Raw genomic sequence first — 17,023 nt, 5'->3', positions numbered from 1 at the left:
GGCCCCAGTATTCAACTGGCGAACGCCGCCCGATACGCCCCCGGCGTCGCCCCCAGCGCCTGCCTGAACCGATTGCTGAAATGACTGGCACTGGCAAACCCGCACAGCAACGCCACCTCGCCCAAAGGCAACGTGCCCATGCGCAGCAACCGGCACGCCCGCTGCAGCCGCCGGGCCAGCAGGTACTGATGCGGCGGCAGTCCAAAGCTCGCCCGGAACATCCGCGCAAAGTGGTACTCGGACAGGTTGCAGCGCAGTGCCAGCTCCCCCAGGGTCAGCGGTTGGTCGAGGTTGGCCTCGATATAGTCCACCAGTTGCCGACGCTGGTGCGGTGCCAGCCCGCCCTTGAGTTTCAGCCCCTGGCGCAGGCCGACCTGGTTGAGCACGGCGTGGTCGATGATGTCGTGGGCCAGGCTGCTGGCCAGCAGGCGCTCGCCGGGCTCGGCCCAGCCCAGGCCGATCAGCTCGCGAAAGCGTCGGGCCTGCTGCGGGTCGTCGAGGAAGGTCGCCTCGCGCAGTTGCATCTCCCGCGGCTCGCGGTCCAGCAGGCGGGTGCAGCCCAGGGCGAACTGTTCCTCGCTGATATACAGGTGGGCCAGGCGGATCGAGCCGTTGATTACCCAGTTCGACTCATGGCCGGCGGGCATCACGCACAGCTTGTCCGGCGCGCCGCGATCACTGGGGCGCTGGCGGCGGAAGGTGCCGGTGCCGTCGGCGATGTAGCACGACAGCGTGTGATGGCTGGGTGCCTGGTAGTCGCGGGCATCGTCGCGGTTGCTCCACAAGGCCGCCGCCAGCCCGTCGCCCAGCTGCGCGCTCAGCTCCAGGCGGGCGTGGGGCGAGGCGTTCAGGACGTTGAAGACCTGCAGGTGATCGAGTGGGGGCATGGGCGGTTCCTCTGCTGGCCATCGTACTGCGCCGGCGCCGGGATGGCAGCTAGCAGGGGAGGAAAAGCGCAAGTTTATGCAAGCGCCGAACAGCGATGGCGCAAGAAACTGGGCTCATGGGGTTGTCATCGCGGGGCAAGCTCGCTCCCACCGAGGTCGCATGCGCCCTGTGGGAGCGGGCTTGCCCCGCGATGGGCCTGATACCTGTCGAGGGAGTCCATCATGAACCTGTCGCTCTACCTGCTCACCGTCCTGATCTGGGGCACCACCTGGATCGCCCTGAAACTGCAGCTGGGCGAGGTTGCCATCCCGGTGTCGATCGTCTACCGCTTCGCCTTGGCCGGGCTGATCCTGTTCGCCTTCCTGCTGCTCACCCGCCGCCTGCAACCGATGAACCGGCGTGGTCACCTGGTGTGCCTGGCCCAGGGCTTGTGCCTGTTCTGCGTCAACTTCATGTGCTTCCTCACCGCCAGCCAGTGGGTCGCCACCGGCCTGATCGCCGTGGTGTTCTCCACCGCCACCTTGTGGAACGCCATCAACGCACGGATCTTCTTCGGCCAGAAGATCGCCGCCAATGTGCTCGGTGGCGGCGCCTTGGGCTTGCTCGGTCTGGGCCTGCTGTTCTGGCCGGAACTCTCGCACCACGCCGCCAGCCGCGAGACCTTGTACGGCCTGGGGCTGGGCCTGCTCGGCACGCTGTGCTTCTCGGCCGGCAACATGCTGTCCAGCGTGCAGCAGAAGGCCGGGCTCAAGCCGATGACCACCAATGCCTGGGGCATGCTCTATGGCGCCTCGATGCTGGCGGCGTACTGCCTGGTCAAGGGCATCCCCTTCGATATGGAATGGAACGCCCGCTACATTGGATCGCTGCTGTACTTGGTGATCCCGGGCTCGGTGATCGCTTTCACCGCCTACCTTACCCTGGTCGGACGCATGGGGCCGGAGCGGGCGGCCTATTGCACCGTGCTGTTCCCGCTGGTGGCGTTGAATGTGTCGGCATTCGCCGAGGGCTACCAATGGACGGCGCCAGCGTTGCTGGGCCTGGTAGCGGTAATGGCGGGGAATGTGCTGGTGTTCCGCAAGCCAAAATCCAGGCCGGTCGAAGGCGTGCTGGCAGTCAAGTAACCTTGTCCTATCGCGGTACCCCGCGACAGGGTCGGTAACTCGGGCTGAAAAGCTCAGCCCTTCCACACCTGCGGATTCACCAGGTCCCGCGGCCGCTCACCCAGCAACGCCGCCCGCAGGTTGTCCAGCGCCCGGCTGGCCATGGCCTCGCGGGTTTCGGCGGTGGCCGAGCCGATGTGCGGCAGGGTCAGGGCATTGGGCAGCTTGAACAGCGGCGAATCGCTCAGCGGTTCCTTCTCGTACACATCCAGCCCGGCACCGCGAATCGTGCCGTTCTGTAGCGCCTCGACCAGCGCCGCCTCGTCCACAACCGGCCCACGGGCGACGTTGACCAGGAACGCGCTGGGCTTCATCAGTTGCAGCTCGCGGGCGCCGATCAGCTTGCGGGTGGCCTCGGACAGCGGCACCACCAGGCAGACGAAATCGGCTTCGCCCAGCAGTGCGTCCAGGCTGCGGAACTGCGCGCCCAGCTCCTGCTCCAGTGCGGTCTTGCGGCTGTTGCCGGTGTACAGCACCTGCATGTTGAAACCGAAGCGGCCACGACGGGCGATGGCCGCGCCGATGTTGCCCATGCCGACGATGCCCAGCTTCTTGCCGTGCACATCGCAGCCGAACTGTGCCGGCCCCACGGTGGCCTGCCAGTGGCCGGCCTTGGTCCAGGCGTCCAGCTCGGCGGTGCGCCGGGCACAGCCCATGATCAGGGCGAAGCCCAGGTCGGCGGTGCTTTCGGTGAGCACGTCGGGGGTGTTGGTCAGGGCGATGCCGCGTTCGTTGAAGTAGTCCAGGTCGTAGTTGTCGTAGCCGACCGAGACGCTGGACACCACCTCCAGCTTGCCCGCGCCTTCGAGCTGCGCGCGGCCGAGCTTGCGACCGACGCCTATCAGGCCGTGGGCCTCGGGCAGGGCCTCGTTGAACTGGGCGCTGATGTCGCCGAGTTTCGGGTTCGGCACGATCACGTTGAAGTCTTGTTGCAGGCGTTCGGCCATGGCTGGCGTGATGCGGCTGAAGGCCAGGACGGTCTTTTTCATCGGGCTGCTTCTCTGCAAGGCGGGAGGACGGAGTCGGGCGCAGAGAGGGCCGCGATGGAGGGCGAAGCCCTCCCATGGCCCTGTCTGCCAGACGCTGGAATCAATGGTTAGCAACCTACCATTGTCCCTATCCCCAATGCAGCCGCTTTTTTCAGTTGGCGATCAGCAGCTCATGGGTCTTCAGGTCGGCCTCATGGGCGGCAAGAATCTCCGGCAGCGAATTGCGCAGGTACTCGACCCAGGTCTTGATCTTGGCATCCAGGTACTGGCGCGACGGGTAGATCGCGTACAGATTCAGCTCCTGCAGGCGGTACTCCGGCATGATCCGCACCAGGCTGCCGTCGCGCAGGCCATCGATGGCCGAATAGATCGGCAGCACGCCCACGCCCATGCCGCTGCGGATCGCGGTCTTCATCGCATCCGCCGAGTTGACCTGGAACGGCGAGGTGGTGATGTTGACCATCTCCTGGCCTTCCGGCCCGTCGAATAGCCACTTCTCCAGCGGAATCACCGGGCTGACCATGCGCAGGCAGGCATGCTTGAGCAGGTCGGCCGGCTTGTGCGCGCTGCCGTGGCGGGCCACGTACTCGGGCGAGGCGCAGACGATGCTGTAGGTGATGCCCAGGCGCTGGGAGACGAAGCCCGAGTCCGGCAGCTCGCTGGCCAGCACGATGGACACGTCGTAGCCCTCGTCCAGCAGGTCGGGCACGCGGTTGGCCATGGTCAGGTCGAAGGTCACGTCCGGGTGCGACTCGCGGTAGCGGGCGATGGCGTCGACCACGAAGTGCTGGCCGACGCCGGTCATCGAATGCACCTTCAGTTGCCCGGCGGGGCGGGCGTGGGCGTCGCTGGCCTCGGCCTCGGCTTCTTCCACGTAGGTAAGAATCTGTTCGCAGCGCATCAGGTAGCGCTTGCCGGCCTCGGTCAGCGCGATGCGCCGGGTGGTGCGGTTGAGCAGGCGGGTTTGCAGATGGGCTTCCAGGTTGGAGACCGCCCGCGACACGTTCGCGGTGGTCGTATCCAGTTGCGCCGCGGCAGCGGTGAAGCTGCCGAGCTGGGCCACGCAACTGAAAGCACGCATGTTTTGCAGGGTGTCCATGGGTCACTCTCGATTTAGAGGACAAAATTGTGACATGAAGTTGCGGAATTTCGCTTCCGACTAAAGCCGGATTATCGCTGTTTTGGTAACAAAGATTCGCAGGAATATGCGCTTATCGCCAATGAAACCCGCCCCTAGAATTGCCTGGCCCCTCCACCTCTTCCTCGGGAAATCGCAGCTGTGCCGCGTCGCCACATCAGAGCGCTCCATGCGTTCAGTGCCTGTGCCCTTTGTCTCACCTTGAGCGGCTGTATCGGAACCTGGGGCATCGCCCCGCAAAGCAAGACCCTCCAAGCCAACCAACTGACCACCGACGCCGCGATCCGCGAGGCCGCGCGCGATGCCCACTGGCCGGCCCAGCAATGGTGGCGCGCCTATGGCGATCCGCAGCTCGACGCCTGGATCGCCCAGTCCCTGGGCGGCAGCCCGAGCATGGCCATGGCCGCCGCCCGGGTGCGTGAAGCCAAGGCCATGGCCGGCGTGGTCGAGTCGGCGGAAAAACTGCAGGCCAACGGCAACGCCACGCTCAAGCGCCACAACTGGCCCGAGGATCAGTTCTACGGCCCGGGCGCGCTGTCCGGCGCCAATACCTGGGACAACAACGCCGCCATCGGCTTCAGCTACGCCCTGGACCTGTGGGGCCGCGAGCGCAATGCCAGCGAGCAGGCCGTGGACCAGGCGCACATGAGCGTCGCCGAGGCGCGCCAGGCTCAGCTGGAGCTTGAGAACAACGTGGTGCGCGCCTATATCCAGCTCAGCCTGCACTACGCCCGGCGCGATATCGTCCAGGCCGAGCTTGCGCAGCAGGAGCAGATTGTCGCCCTGGCCAAGCGTCGCCTCGACGGTGGCATCGGTACCCATTTCGAGGTCAGCCAGGCCGAGGCGCCGCTGCCGGAAACCCACCGCCAGATCGACAGCCTCAACGAGGAGATCGCCCTGACCCGCAACCAGTTGGCCGCCCTGGCCGGCAAGGGGCCGGGAGAGGGCGCGAAGCTGCAACGCCCGACCCTGAGCCTCGGCGCGCCGCTGAAACTGCCGTCGAACCTGCCCGCCGAATTGGTCGGCCAGCGCCCCGACGTGGTTGCCAGCCGCTGGCAGGTGGCAGCCCAGGCCCGTGGCATCGACGTGGCCCACGCTGGCTTCTTCCCCAACGTCGACCTGGTCGGCGGCCTTGGTTTCATGGCCACCGGTGGCGGCCCGCTGGAGTTCCTCACCGGGCGCAAGTTCAACTACAACGTGGGGCCGGCCATCAGCCTGCCGATCTTCGACGGCGGCCGCCTGCGCTCGCAGCTGGGCGTGGCCTCGGCCGGCTATGACGTGGCCGTGGCGCGCTACAACCAGACGGTGATCGGCGCGCTGAAGAACATCTCTGACCAACTGATCCGCCGCGAGTCGATGAAGGAGCAGGCGCATTTCGCCGCCGAATCCGTGGCCGCGGCGCAGAAGACCTACGACATCGCCACCGTCGCCTTCCAGCGTGGCCTGACCGATTACCTCAACGTGCTCAACGCCCAGACCCTGCTGTTCCGCCAGCAACAGGTGCAGCAGCAGGTGCAGGCCGCGCGCCTGACCGCCCATGCCGAGCTGGTCACCGCCCTGGGCGGCGGCCTGGAGGCGGGCAAGGATGTGCCCGATCAAGAACGCCAGGCCGCACCGAAAACGCCGGCCACCCTGGCCATCTTCGACCAGCCGGGCCACGCCGAATGAGCATACCGAGCTTGCCCCTGCGCTGGCTGCGCAGTCTGGAGTGGCGTCGGGGCTTCTTCGCCTGGGCGCGCACCGACGGGGTCACCTGGGTCTACATCTTCAAGGTGCTGGCCGCCGCGTTCATCACCCTGTGGCTGGCCATGCGCCTGGAGCTGCCGCAGCCGCGCACGGCGATGATCACCGTGTTCATCGTCATGCAGCCGCAGAGCGGCCATGTGTTCGCCAAGAGCTTCTACCGGGTGCTCGGCACCCTGGCCGGCTCGGCGATGATGGTCGCGCTGATGGCGATCTTTCCGCAGAACACCGAGCTGTTCCTGCCCAGCCTGGCGTTGTGGGTCGGCCTGTGCTCGGCGGGGGCCATGCGCTACCGCACCTTCCGCGCCTATGGTTTCGTGCTGGCCGGTTACACGGCGGCGATGATCGGCCTGCCGGTGCTGCAGCACCCTGACCAGGCGTTCATGGCAGCCGTGTGGCGGGTGCTGGAGATCGCCCTGGGGATTCTGGTTTCGACCTTCGTCAGCGCCGCGATCCTGCCGCAGTCGGCCAGTGCCGCCATGCGCAACGCCCTGTACCAGCGCTTCGGCGTGTTCGCCGGGGTGGTGGTCGAGGCCCTGCGCGGCGACAGCCAGCGCGACCGCTTCGAGACCAGCAACGTGCGCTTCGTCGCCGAAGCGGTGGGCCTGGAGAGCCTGCGCAACGTCACCGCCTTCGAAGACCCGCACATGCGCCGGCGCTCGGGCCGCCTGGTGCGCATGAACAGCGAGTTCATGGCCATCACCACGCGCTTCAACGCCCTGCACCGGTTGCTCGAACGCCTGCGCGCCCGTGGCCCGTTGCAGATCGTCGGCGCCATCGAGCCCGGCCTGGACACCCTGGCCGAGCTGCTGCAGCCCTATGTCGGTCGGGCTCTGACCGACGCTGATGCCTTGCGCCTGGCCCTGGAGCTAGGCACCTACAAGGAAGGCCTGCAGGCCCAGGTGCGCGGCTTGCGCGCCGAGTACCTGGAGACCAACCCCAGCGAGTCCGACCTGCTCGATTTCCACACCGCCTTCGAGCTGCTCTACCGCTTCGTCGACGAGATGTACAGCTACGCCGAGACCCACGCCTCGCTGGCCGTGCACAAGCACGAGCGCGAACAGTGGGACGAGCCCTACGTGGCCCAGACCAGCTGGCTGGTATCGTTGGCCGCCGGTGTGCGCGCCTCGGCAGTGCTGCTGTTGCTGGGCAGCTACTGGCTGCTCAGCGACTGGCCCAGCGGCGCCATGATGACCCTGATCGCCACCGTCACCGTGGGCCTGTCGGCGGCCTCGCCGAACCCCAAGCGCATGTCGTTCCAGATGGCCTGCGGCACGGCGATCGGTGCCTTCGTCGGGTTCTTCGAGACCTTCTTCGTGTTCCCCTGGATCGACGGTTTTCCGCTGTTGTGCATGGTGTTGGCGCCGGTGTTCGTGCTTGGCGCGTTCCTCGCCTCGCGCCCGGCCTATGCCGGTTACGGCCTGGGCCTGCTGGTGTTCTTCGCCATCGGTTCGGTGCCGAACAACCTGACCGTTTATGACCCCTATACCTTCATCAATGACTACATCGGCATGGTCATCGGCATGTTCGTCTGCGCCGCGGCCGGGGCGATCATCCTGCCGCCCAACAGCCGCTGGCTGTGGAGCCGCCTGGAGCAGGAGCTGCGCGAGCAGGTGCTGTTCGCCATCGGCGGGCGCCTGCGCGGGTTGGGCTCGGCGTTCGAGAGCCGCACCCGCGACCTGCTGCACCAGGCCTATGGCCTGGCCGCCGGCAAGCCGCAAGTGCAGAGCGAACTGATGGGCTGGATGTTCACCGTGCTGGAGGTCGGCCACGCCATCATCGAACTGCGCAAGGAGCAGGATCGTGCACCGATCCACCCGGCCTACGCCGAGTCGCAGCCTTGGCGCCAGGCCATCCGCGTGATGGGCCGGGCCCTGGCGCGGTTGTTCCTGCAGCCCAGCGCCAGCAACCACGAGCGCGCCCTGGTGGCGGTGGACCACGCCATCAGCCGCGTGCAGGCCACCGACGAACCCTTCGCCCGGCACTTCGACACCTCGGTGCTGCGCCGGGCGCAGAGCTACCTGCACTTCATCCGTTCCTCCCTGCTCGACCCACAGTCGCCGCTGGCACCGGCGAAAGGATTGCACCATGCCCCGTGAGATCGCCTTCCATGGCGTGTACATGCCCACCATGACCTTGATGTTCCTGTTCGCCCTGGGCCTGGCCTGGGGCCTGGACCGGTTCATCGCAAGCGTTGATGGCTATCGCTTCTTCTGGCACCCGGCGCTGCTGCGCCTGTCGCTGTTCGTCTGCCTGTTCGGCGCCCTGGCGCTGTCGCTCTACTGGTGAGAATCCTGCAATGAAAAAGTTCTTCAGCCTGATCGCCACCCTGCTGGTGCTGGCCGCTGCCGTGGCGATCGGCCGCCAGCTGTGGCTGCACTACATGACCACGCCGTGGACCCGCGACGGCCGGGTGCGCGCCGACATCATCAACGTCGCCGCCGATGTGCCGGGCTATGTGGTGGATGTACCGGTCAAGGATAACCAGCGGGTGAAGAAGGGCGATGTGCTGATCCGCATCGACCCCGAGCACTACCAGCTGGCGCTGGACCAGGCCAAGGCACTGGTGGCCTCGCGCAAGGCCACCTGGGAGATGCGCAAGGTGAATGCCAAGCGCCGAGCCGACCTGGACAACCTGGTGATCTCGAAAGAGAACCGCGACGACGCCAGCAACATCGCCGACTCGGCACTGGCCGACTACCAGCACGCCCAGGCCCAGCTGGCGGCCGCCGAGCTGAACCTCAAGCGCACGCAGATCGTCGCCACCGTCGATGGCTACGTGACCAACCTGAACATCCACAAGGGCGACTATGCCCGCACTGGCGAGGCGGTGATGGCGGTGGTGGATGAGCAGTCGTTCTGGGTGTATGGCTTCTTCGAGGAGACCAAGCTGCCCCACGTGAAGGTGGGCGATGTGGCCGAATTGCAGATGATGAGCGGCGAGCGGATCAAAGGGCATGTGGAGAGCATTGCCCGTGGCATCTACGACCGTGACAACCCGCAGAGCCGTGAGCTGATCGCCGACGTGAACCCGACCTTCAACTGGGTGCGCCTGGCGCAGCGGGTGCCGGTGCGGATCCATATCGATGAAGTGCCGGATGGGTTCCTGCTGGCGGCGGGGACGACCTGTACGGTGGTGGTTAAACCGAGCGAGGACTGATCCGGTTCTTGCGCTGACGCCATTGATGGATTGGCGGGCAGGTGTCAGCGCTTGAGGGTGGCGTTGAGTCGAGCTGTTGCCGCGGTCGCTTCCTGCAACAGCTGGTCCCAGTCATCAGGAGGGTGTCCGCTGCCCAGCATGCGACGGAACACTCTGTAGGCATCGTCACTGCTTTCGTAAGCGCGCTTGCTGTCGTCATCGTTCACCCACGCCAACACGATGATCTTGCTGGAGGCGTGATAGCGATAAAACAAGCGGTATTGCTGAAAGAACTTTGCGCGAAACCAGTGCTTGTGTTCCGCGCCCAGTGTGCCGCCCATTCGATGGTCAGGGTTGCCAGGCGCCTGGGCAATGACGTCGAAGGCCAAGCGTCTGACGGCCTTCAATCGTTTTGCCGCATTTTTCTTTACGTAGCCGACCGGATCCTTCTTCTGAAGCACTTCGACTTCATCGATGAGTGCCTCCAGCTTGTCGAGAAAGAGGGGGTGGGCGAACACGCTCCAGCCATGCACGCAAAGAGGTTTGCGCCTCGTTTCAGTCATTCATCGTCCGCCGAGAGAGGTTGATCGAGATCGATTTCAACGTCGCCCACCAGTGCATCCAGGCGAGCGACGAGCTCTGCATCGACAACCTTCAATCGTTGCGGATTCGTGGCGATATCCCGGGCCAGGAAATCCAGGAACTGCCCTACGGCGGGGTCTTCCTCGGCTGTCTCTGCGCGGGTCAGTATCACCGCTCCGTCAGGGCGGATCGAGTAGTGAATCTTGTCACGCTTTTTCAGGCCCAAGGCACGGCGAACGGTTTCGGGGACCGTGGTCTGGTAGCGCTCGGTCAGGGTCGACTCGGCTTCGAAGGTAGTGGCCATGATCGTAGGTCCGCGAGGGGTAGTATCAACCAAGGTAATGCGAGTGCATTACCTGGTCAATGCAATTGCATTACCTCGTGTGTACTGCCTGATCAACGGCTATTCGGGCTCAGGCAGCCCCGACCAGCACGGGCACCTGCACCCGGTCGATGACCTTGGCACTGATCGAGGGGTCCAGCAGCCTGCCTACCCGTGACAGATGGCGGTGGCCGATGATGATCAGCTCGCATTCAAGCTCCCGGGCCTTGGTGGTGATCGCCTCCACCGGCTGGCCGGCGACCATGTAGCCCAGGCTGTCGAACCCGGCTTCGCGCAGGGTGCCCACGGCGCTGTTCACGGCGTGCTCGGCCAATTGCTGTTCGTCGCAGGCGGCGGGGTATTCCTCCAGCTCCTCCTCGGTGTAGGCCGTCCGGTGGTCGTGCACGGCGAAGGTCGAGTCGATGGCCAGCAGCACGTGCAGGGTGTGTTCGCCCGGGCGGCAGTAACGGCGGGCGAGGTCGAGCAGGGCGTGGCTGGCGGGGGAGGCGTCGATGGCGATCAGGACCGGGCGGGGCATGGGGGTTCCTTGCAGGATGGTGACATTTGTAGAAACCTAATCTCCCCATCGCGGGGCAAGCCCGCTCCCACGAACCTTGTGTGGCTGGCGTGGGAGTGGGCTTGCCCTGCGATCGGGTCGGTACAGGCTGAAGCATTGACCGGCCGGGATAAATGGCTCCCCATGCACGGTGCCATTGCGCCTGACGCAATCCAGCAACCTGATACCATCGCGTTTCCCACAGCTGTCACGGAAAACGGCCATGCAACTCCCGGACATGAACCTGCTCGTCGCCCTCGACGCCCTGCTTGACGAAGGCAGCGTGGTCGGCGCCGCCCAGCGCATGAACCTGAGCCCGGCGGCCATGAGCCGCACGCTGGGGCGCATCCGCGAGGCCATGGGCGACCCGATCCTGGTGCGTGCTGGCCGTGGCCTGGTACCGACGCCCCGGGCGCTGGCCCTGCGCGACCAGGTGCGGGCGCTGGTGGAGCAGGCCGGGCTGGTGTTTCGCAGTGGCGACGAGGTCGACCTGGCGAACCTCGACCGCGCCTTCAATATCCGCACCAACGACTTGTTCATCGCCCTGTATGGCGCGCGCCTGCTGCACATGATGCTCGAGCAGGCGCCGAACACCGTGCTGCGCTTCGTCCCCGAGCACCAGGGCGACGACGACCTGGTGCTACGTCACGGGCAGATCGACCTGGTGGTCAGTTCGAGCATCGACATGGGGCCGGAGATCAAGGTGCAGAGCCTGTTCGACACCTGGTTCGTCGGGCTGGCGCGGGCCGACCACCCGATCTTCGACGCCGAGATCACCCCGCAGCGCTTTGCCCGCTACCCGCAGATCAGTGTGTCGCGACGCGGACGGGCCAACGGGCCGATCGATGTGGAGCTGGGCGGCCATGGCGTGCAGCGCAGGGTGGCGCTGATCACGCCGAGTTTCCATTCGGCGATGTTCTCGTTGCCGGAGTCGGACCTGATCCTGCCGATGCCGGCGAACATCCTCGGCAGCGTGACCAAGTTCGGCCTGCCGCTGCGCTCGTTCGAGATCCCGGTGCCGCTGGAGAGGGTGCGGGTGATGCAGGCCTGGCATCCGCGTTTCGACAACGACCCGGCGCATCGTTGGTTGCGCCAGACCATGCGCGCCTGCTGCGCGGGCGAGCCCACGCCAGCCTCAAACCCTGCGCACACCCTGTAGGAGCGGCCTTGTGTCGCGAAAGGGCCGCAAAGCGGCCCCGGCGATCTTTGCATGAACGCTGAAATCCTGGGGCTGCTGCGCAGCCCTTTCGCGACACAAGGCCGCTCCTACAGGGAATACGCAATCTTCATGGATTGCGTCTGACGCAACATAAACCTTCCAACAAGTCAGTTTTCGTCAGCATTCGACCTTTTTAAACTTGCTCCAGCCCTGAATTTGTTGCTGGAGATGTCTATCCATGAGTTCCCTGACCGCGCCCTCCGCCGCGCTGGCCGCTGCCCCCGCACCGGCCGCCCCCGCGCAGACGGCGTTCGGCTTGCGGGTGGTGGTCGGGCTGTTCGGCGTGTTGCTGGCGGTGCTGTGCGCCGGGCTCAACGAGGCGGTGACCAAGATTTCCCTGAGCGACATTCGTGGCGCCATGGGCATCGGCGCCGACGAAGGTGCCTGGCTGCTGGCGGTCTATGCCGCCGCCTCGGTCTCGGCCATGGCCTTCGCGCCCTGGCTGGCCACCACCTTCTCGTTGCGCCGCTTCACCATGAGCGCCGTCGGCGTGTTCGCCGTGCTCGGCCTGATCCAACCCTTCGCCCCCAACCTGCACAGCCTGATGCTGCTGCGCGTGCTGCAGGGCTTCGCCTCGGGCGCCTTGCCGCCGATGCTGATGAGCGTGGCGCTGCGTTTCCTGCCGCCGGGCATCAAGGTCTACGGCCTGGCCTGCTACGCCCTGACCGCCACCTTCGGGCCGAACCTCGGCACGCCGTTGGCGGGCCTGTGGACCGAATACGTCGGCTGGCAGTGGGCGTTCTGGCAGATCATCCTGCCCTCGCTACTGGCGATCGCCTGCGTCGGCTGGGGTCTGCCCCAGGATCCGCTGCGCCTTGAGCGCTTCAGGCAACTGGACTGGCGCGGTGTGCTGCTCGGCCTGCCGGCGATCAGTTGTATCGTCCTTGGGTTGTCGCTGGGCGATCGCTGGGGCTGGTTCGACTCGCCGCTGATCTGCTGGCTGCTCGGCGGTGGCGTGTTGCTGCTGGTGCTGTTCATGTTCAACGAATGGTCCGAGCCGCTGCCGTTCTTCCAGTTGCGCATGCTCACGCGGCGCAACCTGAGCTTCGCCCTGGTGACCCTGGCCGGAGTGCTGGTGGTGCTCTCCGGAGTGGGCAGCATTCCGTCTGCCTACCTGGCGCAGATCCAGGGCTACCGCCCGGCACAGACCAGCCCGCTGATGATGTTGGTGGCGATGCCGCAGCTGATCGCCCTGCCGTTGACCGCGGCGCTGTGCAACATCCGCGCGGTGGACTGCCGCTGGGTGCTGGCGCTGGGCCTGGCCATGCTGGCGGTCTCGTGCGTGGGCAGCAGCCTGCTGACCTCGCAGTGGATTCGCGGCGACTTCTACCCGTTCTACCTGCTGCAGGTGTTCGGCCAGCCGATGGCGGTGCTGCCGCTGCTGATGCTGTCGACCAACGGCATGACCCCGCAGGAAGGTCCGTTCGCTTCTGCCTGGTTCAACACGGTCAAGGGCCTGTCGGCGGTGATCGCCGGTGGCCTGCTCGATGCCCTGGGCACCCTGCGCCGGCATTTTCATTCCAACCACCTGGTCGACAGTCTGGGCAACGCGCCACTGATCGACGACAACGCCGCTGGCCTGGCCAAGCGCATCCATGAACAGGCCCTGATACTGACCTCGGCCGACCTGTACCTGGTGATGGCGGGCATCGCCGTCGCCCTGATCTGCCTGATCCCCTTCGTGCCTACCCGGATCTTCCCGCCGCGTGCGGTGGCCTGAATCCGTGGATGAATCCGAGACCTTGAAATGACCAACAACCGCAAGACAATCCTTATCGGCTCGGTGCTCGCCGTGGCCGTGCTGGCCGCCATCGTCGGCCCCTGGATGTTCGGCAGCGACCATCGCCAGAGCACCAACGACGCCTATGTGACCGCCGACTACACCGTGGTCGCGCCGAAGGTGGCGGGCTTCATCAAGGAGGTACTGGTGGAGGACAACCAGCAGGTGAAGGCCGGCCAGTTACTGGCGACCATCGACCCGCGCGACTACCAGGCCGCCCTCGACGCGGCCCAGGCCCAGTTGCTGGTGGCCAGGGCGCAGAGCCTGGATGCCCGCGCCACCCTTGAGCGCCAGGCCTCGCTGATCGCCCAGGCCGAGGCCGCGGTGAAGGCGGCCCAGGCCGAGGCGGCGTTCGCCGATCACGAGGTGACCCGCTACAGCCGCCTGGCCGAGCAGGGCGCCGGCACCGTGCAGAATGCCCAGCAGGCGCGCAGCGGCGTCGACCAGGCCCGTGCCCGGCTGGCCAACACCCAGGCGGCGCTGGTGGCGACGCGCAAGCAGGTGGATATCCTCGGCGCCCAGGTGGCCAGTGCCGATGGCCAGCTCAAGCGCGCTGAGGCCGGCCTGGAGAAAGCCCGGCTGGACCTGTCCTACACCCGCATCACAGCGCCGGTGGACGGCATGGTCGGCGAGCGCGCCCTGCGCGTCGGTGCCTACGTCAACCCAGGCGCGCGGCTGTTGTCGGTGGTGCCGCTGGAGCGCGCCTATATCGTCGGTAACTTCCAGGAGACCCAATTGACCCACGTGCAGCCGGGCCAGCCGGTGAGCATCAGCGTCGATACCTTCTCCGGCGAGAAGCTCCATGGCCGCGTCGAGAGCATCGCCCCGGCCACGGGGGTGACCTTCGCCGCGGTGAAACCGGACAACGCCACCGGCAACTTCACCAAGGTGGTGCAGCGCATTCCGGTGAAGATTGTCTTCGATGACGGCCAGCCGTTGCTGGAGCGTCTGCGGGTGGGCATGTCGGTGGAGGCGGTCATCGATACCCAGGGCGACAAGTTGTCGGGTAAAGAGGTGACCGCGCGATGAGCAATGTGGTTGAAAAAATTGTGAGCGCCGGGGCTGCTGCGCAGCCCTTTCGCGACACAAGGCCGCTCCTACAGGCGACCGCGATCCTTTGTAGGAGCGGCCTTGTGTCGCGAAAGGGGCGCGCAGCGGCCCCCTTGCTGCTGGCCGCGATGCTGGCCGGCTGCACCCTCGGACCGGACTTTCAGAGCCCGTCCAGCGAAGCGCCTAAGGATTGGGCCTCGCTGCAAGGTGAGGCCGCGGCCAGCCAGCCGGTAGCCGGTCCGCTGGAACTGCGCTGGTGGGACAGCTTCCACGACGCCCAGCTGAGCGCGCTGATCCAGAAGGTCGCCGAGCGCAACCTCGACCTGCAGATGGCCAGTGCCCGCCTGCTGCAAAGCCGCGCCTTGCGCAGCACCGTGGCGGCCGACGAGATGCCTTCGGTGGATGCAAACGCGGGCTACAGCCGGGCGCGCAACAGTGCCGAAGGGTTGAACGACCCTTCCGGCAAGGCCGGCAAGTCGGCGTACAACCTGTGGCAGGGTGACCTGGTCGCCGGTTGGGAGCTGGACCTGTGGGGGCGCGTGCGCCGTCAGGTCGAAGCCGCCGACGCGACGGTGGCGGTCGCCGAGAACGATCACCGTGGCGTGCTGCTGGCGCTGTTGTCGGAGACTGCCGGCAACTACATCCAGCTGCGGGCCGTGCAGCACACCCTGGACATTACCCAGGACAACCTCAAGGTCGCTCGGCACAGCCTGCAACTGTCCGAAGGCCGCCAGGCCGAAGGTGTCGCCACCCGGCTAGACGTCGCCCAGGCCAGCGCCCAGGTGGCGTCGATCGAGGCGCGTCTGCCGACCCTCGAGGCTCGCCGCGACGACCTGATCAATGCCCTGAGCCTGCTCGCCGCCGAGCCGCCGCGCAGCTTGCAGGCACAGTTGCTGCCGGACGGTAAGCTGCCCGCGCCGCAGCAGCGCTTCGCCATCGGCGTGCCGTCGGAGCTGGCCGAACGCCGCCCGGATATTCGCCAGGCCGAGGCCCGGTTGCATGCGGCCACCGCCAGCATCGGCGTGGCCAAGGCCGATTTCTATCCGAGCATCCGCCTGTCCGGGAGTGTCGGTTTCCAGGCCATGCAGTTGTCCGATTTCGGGGCCTGGGATTCGCGCCGGTTCGCCTTCGGGCCGCAACTGTCATTGCCGATCTTCGAGGGCGGACGGCTCAAGGGTCAACTGGAGCTGCGCGAGGCCCAGCAGCAGGAAGCGGCGCTGAACTATCGCAAGGTGGTGCTCGGTGCCTGGCATGAGATCGACGATGTGCTGCGCCTGTATAACGCCAGCCAGTTGCGCCGCGATCACCTGGCCGAGGCGGTGCGGCAGAACCGCATCGCCCTGGAGACCGCGCAGCGCCAGTATGTGGAAGGGGCGGTGGACTTTCTCAACGTGCTGACGGTGCAGTCGGCGTTGCTGGCCAGCGAGGAGCAGTGGATCGACAGCTCGGCGGCGGTGTCGCAGGCGCTGGTGGGGCTGTACAAGGCGCTGGGTGGCGGCTGGCAGGCGTTCGACCAGGTCTGAGCAGTATCGCGGGGCAAGTCGCATCGGCGCACCGCCGCTCCCACGGGGGCTCCCAGGTATGCGTGGGAGCGGCGGTGCGCCGATGCGACTTGCCCCGCGATGACGTCAGAGCGGTCGCAACAAACCGAAGCGCTTGCGCAACACCCAATCCAGCAGGCGCTGTGGCAACACCCTGGCCATCAACGGCAGGGCGGTGCTGCCATTGCCGATACGCACCAGCGCAGGCACAGGCGACTTGCGCGTCGCCGCCAGCAATCCCTGGGCAAATACCGCCGCCGACGTCGGCCGGTCCTGCGACGCTCGCGCCCGCGCCTGTACCTGTTCGCGCAACGGCCACCAAGGCGAATCGCTCGCCAGCACCTGCTCGGCCTGCTGCTGCGCATTGCTGGCAAACTGCGAGGCGATCGCGCCTGGCTGCACCTCCATGACCCTGATCCCGAAAGGTGCCAGCTCCAGGCGCAGGGCATCGCTCAGCCCGTGCACGGCGGCCTTGGACGCACAGTAGGCACCGGCGAAGGGCGTCACCAGCACACCCGACACGCTGCCAATGTTCACCACCAGCCCTCGGGAACGGCGCAGCAGCGGGAACAGCGCCTGGGTCACGCCAACCAGGGCGAAGACATTGGTCTCGAATTGCTGGCGCATGGCCTCGACGCCGCCGTCGAGCAGCGGGCCCATGGCGCCGTAGCCGGCGTTGTTGATTAGGATGTCGAGGCTTTGCAGTTCGCTGGCAAGGCGGGCGAGGGCTTCGGCGTCGTTCACATCCAGTTGCCGGGCATTGAAGCCAGCAGCGGCCAGTTGTTCGACATCCTGCTGCTTGCGGGCGGTGGCCCAGACTTCATGGCCGGCATCGCGGAAGGCGTCGGCCAGGGCGCGGCCAATGCCGCTGGAACAACCGGTGATCAGGACGGTGGGCATGGGGCGGGCCTGT

Annotated in this window: 16 protein-coding genes; 9 read left to right on the top strand and 7 right to left on the bottom strand. The window is 66.4% G+C overall.

Annotated elements, in window-relative coordinates; all coding sequences use genetic code 11:
- Positions 1-11: 11 nt before the first annotated feature.
- Positions 12-887, bottom strand: a complete 876-nt coding sequence (locus HU735_RS07005) for an AraC family transcriptional regulator (protein ID WP_186712925.1) — start codon at positions 885-887, stop codon at positions 12-14.
- A 222-nt stretch (positions 888-1,109) separates the two neighbouring features.
- Between HU735_RS07005 and HU735_RS07000 the strand changes: the two genes are divergently transcribed.
- A complete protein-coding gene (locus HU735_RS07000; RefSeq protein WP_050706841.1) occupies positions 1,110-2,012 on the top strand; it encodes a DMT family transporter in 903 nt (300 codons plus the stop codon).
- A gap of 53 nt (positions 2,013-2,065) precedes the next feature.
- Here HU735_RS07000 and HU735_RS06995 read toward each other — a convergent pair whose 3' ends face one another.
- Together HU735_RS06995 and HU735_RS06990 are read right to left on the bottom strand one after the other, a co-directional pair.
- Positions 2,066-3,040 carry a D-glycerate dehydrogenase gene (locus tag HU735_RS06995; protein WP_186712924.1) on the bottom strand — a complete coding sequence of 325 codons (975 nt, stop codon included), beginning with the start codon at positions 3,038-3,040 and terminating at the stop codon, positions 2,066-2,068.
- A gap of 151 nt (positions 3,041-3,191) precedes the next feature.
- Entirely contained in the window at positions 3,192-4,139 is a 948-nt protein-coding gene (locus HU735_RS06990; protein ID WP_028689548.1) for a LysR family transcriptional regulator, read from the bottom strand.
- Positions 4,140-4,319: 180 nt separating this feature from the next.
- Here HU735_RS06990 and HU735_RS06985 point away from each other — a divergent pair, with 180 nt between their 5' ends.
- Genes HU735_RS06985 through HU735_RS06970 form a run of 4 tightly spaced genes read left to right on the top strand, consistent with a single transcriptional unit; the run spans position 4,320 to position 9,081 of the window.
- The gene (locus tag HU735_RS06985; RefSeq protein WP_186712923.1) at positions 4,320-5,846 is read left to right on the top strand and encodes an efflux transporter outer membrane subunit; all 1,527 of its coding nucleotides are present in this window, start codon (positions 4,320-4,322) and stop codon (positions 5,844-5,846) included.
- Positions 5,843-8,020 carry an FUSC family protein gene (locus HU735_RS06980; protein WP_186712922.1) on the top strand — a complete coding sequence of 726 codons (2,178 nt, stop codon included), beginning with the start codon at positions 5,843-5,845 and terminating at the stop codon, positions 8,018-8,020. Before HU735_RS06985 ends, HU735_RS06980 begins: the two co-directional genes overlap by 4 nt.
- On the top strand, positions 8,010-8,210 hold the full coding sequence (locus HU735_RS06975) for a DUF1656 domain-containing protein (protein ID WP_028689551.1): 201 nt from the start codon (positions 8,010-8,012) through the stop codon (positions 8,208-8,210). Before HU735_RS06980 ends, HU735_RS06975 begins: the two co-directional genes overlap by 11 nt.
- A 10-nt stretch (positions 8,211-8,220) precedes the next feature.
- Positions 8,221-9,081 (top strand): HlyD family secretion protein, encoded by an 861-nt coding sequence (locus HU735_RS06970; protein ID WP_186712921.1) that lies wholly within the window; start codon positions 8,221-8,223, stop codon positions 9,079-9,081.
- Between the two features lie 44 nt (positions 9,082-9,125).
- Here the strand turns inward: HU735_RS06970 and HU735_RS06965 are convergent, their stop codons facing one another.
- The 3 genes from HU735_RS06965 to HU735_RS06955 form a co-directional block, all read right to left on the bottom strand.
- Positions 9,126-9,623 carry a type II toxin-antitoxin system YhaV family toxin gene (locus HU735_RS06965; RefSeq protein ID WP_186712920.1) on the bottom strand — a complete coding sequence of 166 codons (498 nt, stop codon included), beginning with the start codon at positions 9,621-9,623 and terminating at the stop codon, positions 9,126-9,128.
- Positions 9,620-9,946, bottom strand: a complete 327-nt coding sequence (locus HU735_RS06960; RefSeq protein WP_050704328.1) for a type II toxin-antitoxin system PrlF family antitoxin — start codon at positions 9,944-9,946, stop codon at positions 9,620-9,622. The genes HU735_RS06965 and HU735_RS06960 overlap by 4 nt, the downstream gene beginning before the upstream one ends.
- 109 nt (positions 9,947-10,055) lie before the next feature.
- On the bottom strand, positions 10,056-10,502 hold the full coding sequence (locus HU735_RS06955; protein WP_186712919.1) for a universal stress protein: 447 nt from the start codon (positions 10,500-10,502) through the stop codon (positions 10,056-10,058).
- Between the two features lie 241 nt (positions 10,503-10,743).
- Here HU735_RS06955 and HU735_RS06950 point away from each other — a divergent pair, with 241 nt between their 5' ends.
- The 4 genes from HU735_RS06950 to HU735_RS06935 all read left to right on the top strand — a co-directional run bounded on the left by HU735_RS06950 (position 10,744) and on the right by HU735_RS06935 (position 16,092).
- Positions 10,744-11,679, top strand: a complete 936-nt coding sequence (locus HU735_RS06950; RefSeq protein ID WP_186712918.1) for a LysR family transcriptional regulator — start codon at positions 10,744-10,746, stop codon at positions 11,677-11,679.
- A gap of 238 nt (positions 11,680-11,917) precedes the next feature.
- Positions 11,918-13,459: an MFS transporter gene (locus HU735_RS06945; protein WP_186712917.1), complete on the top strand. Its 1,542-nt coding sequence runs from the start codon at positions 11,918-11,920 to the stop codon at positions 13,457-13,459.
- A gap of 27 nt (positions 13,460-13,486) precedes the next feature.
- Entirely contained in the window at positions 13,487-14,548 is a 1,062-nt protein-coding gene (locus HU735_RS06940) for an HlyD family secretion protein (protein ID WP_186712916.1), read from the top strand.
- 149 nt (positions 14,549-14,697) lie between these two features.
- Positions 14,698-16,092, top strand: a complete 1,395-nt coding sequence (locus HU735_RS06935) for an efflux transporter outer membrane subunit (RefSeq protein ID WP_186713016.1) — start codon at positions 14,698-14,700, stop codon at positions 16,090-16,092.
- Between the two features lie 105 nt (positions 16,093-16,197).
- Here the strand turns inward: HU735_RS06935 and HU735_RS06930 are convergent, their stop codons facing one another.
- Positions 16,198-17,010, bottom strand: a complete 813-nt coding sequence (locus tag HU735_RS06930; RefSeq protein WP_186712915.1) for an SDR family oxidoreductase — start codon at positions 17,008-17,010, stop codon at positions 16,198-16,200.
- Positions 17,011-17,023: the final 13 nt, after the last annotated feature.

This window comes from Pseudomonas sp. BW16M2 (genome assembly GCF_014268865.1).
GTDB lineage: Bacteria > Pseudomonadota > Gammaproteobacteria > Pseudomonadales > Pseudomonadaceae > Aquipseudomonas > Aquipseudomonas peradeniyensis.
The sequence above is the reverse complement of the archived record's forward strand: the minus strand, read 5'-3'. Positions and strand labels throughout refer to the sequence as shown.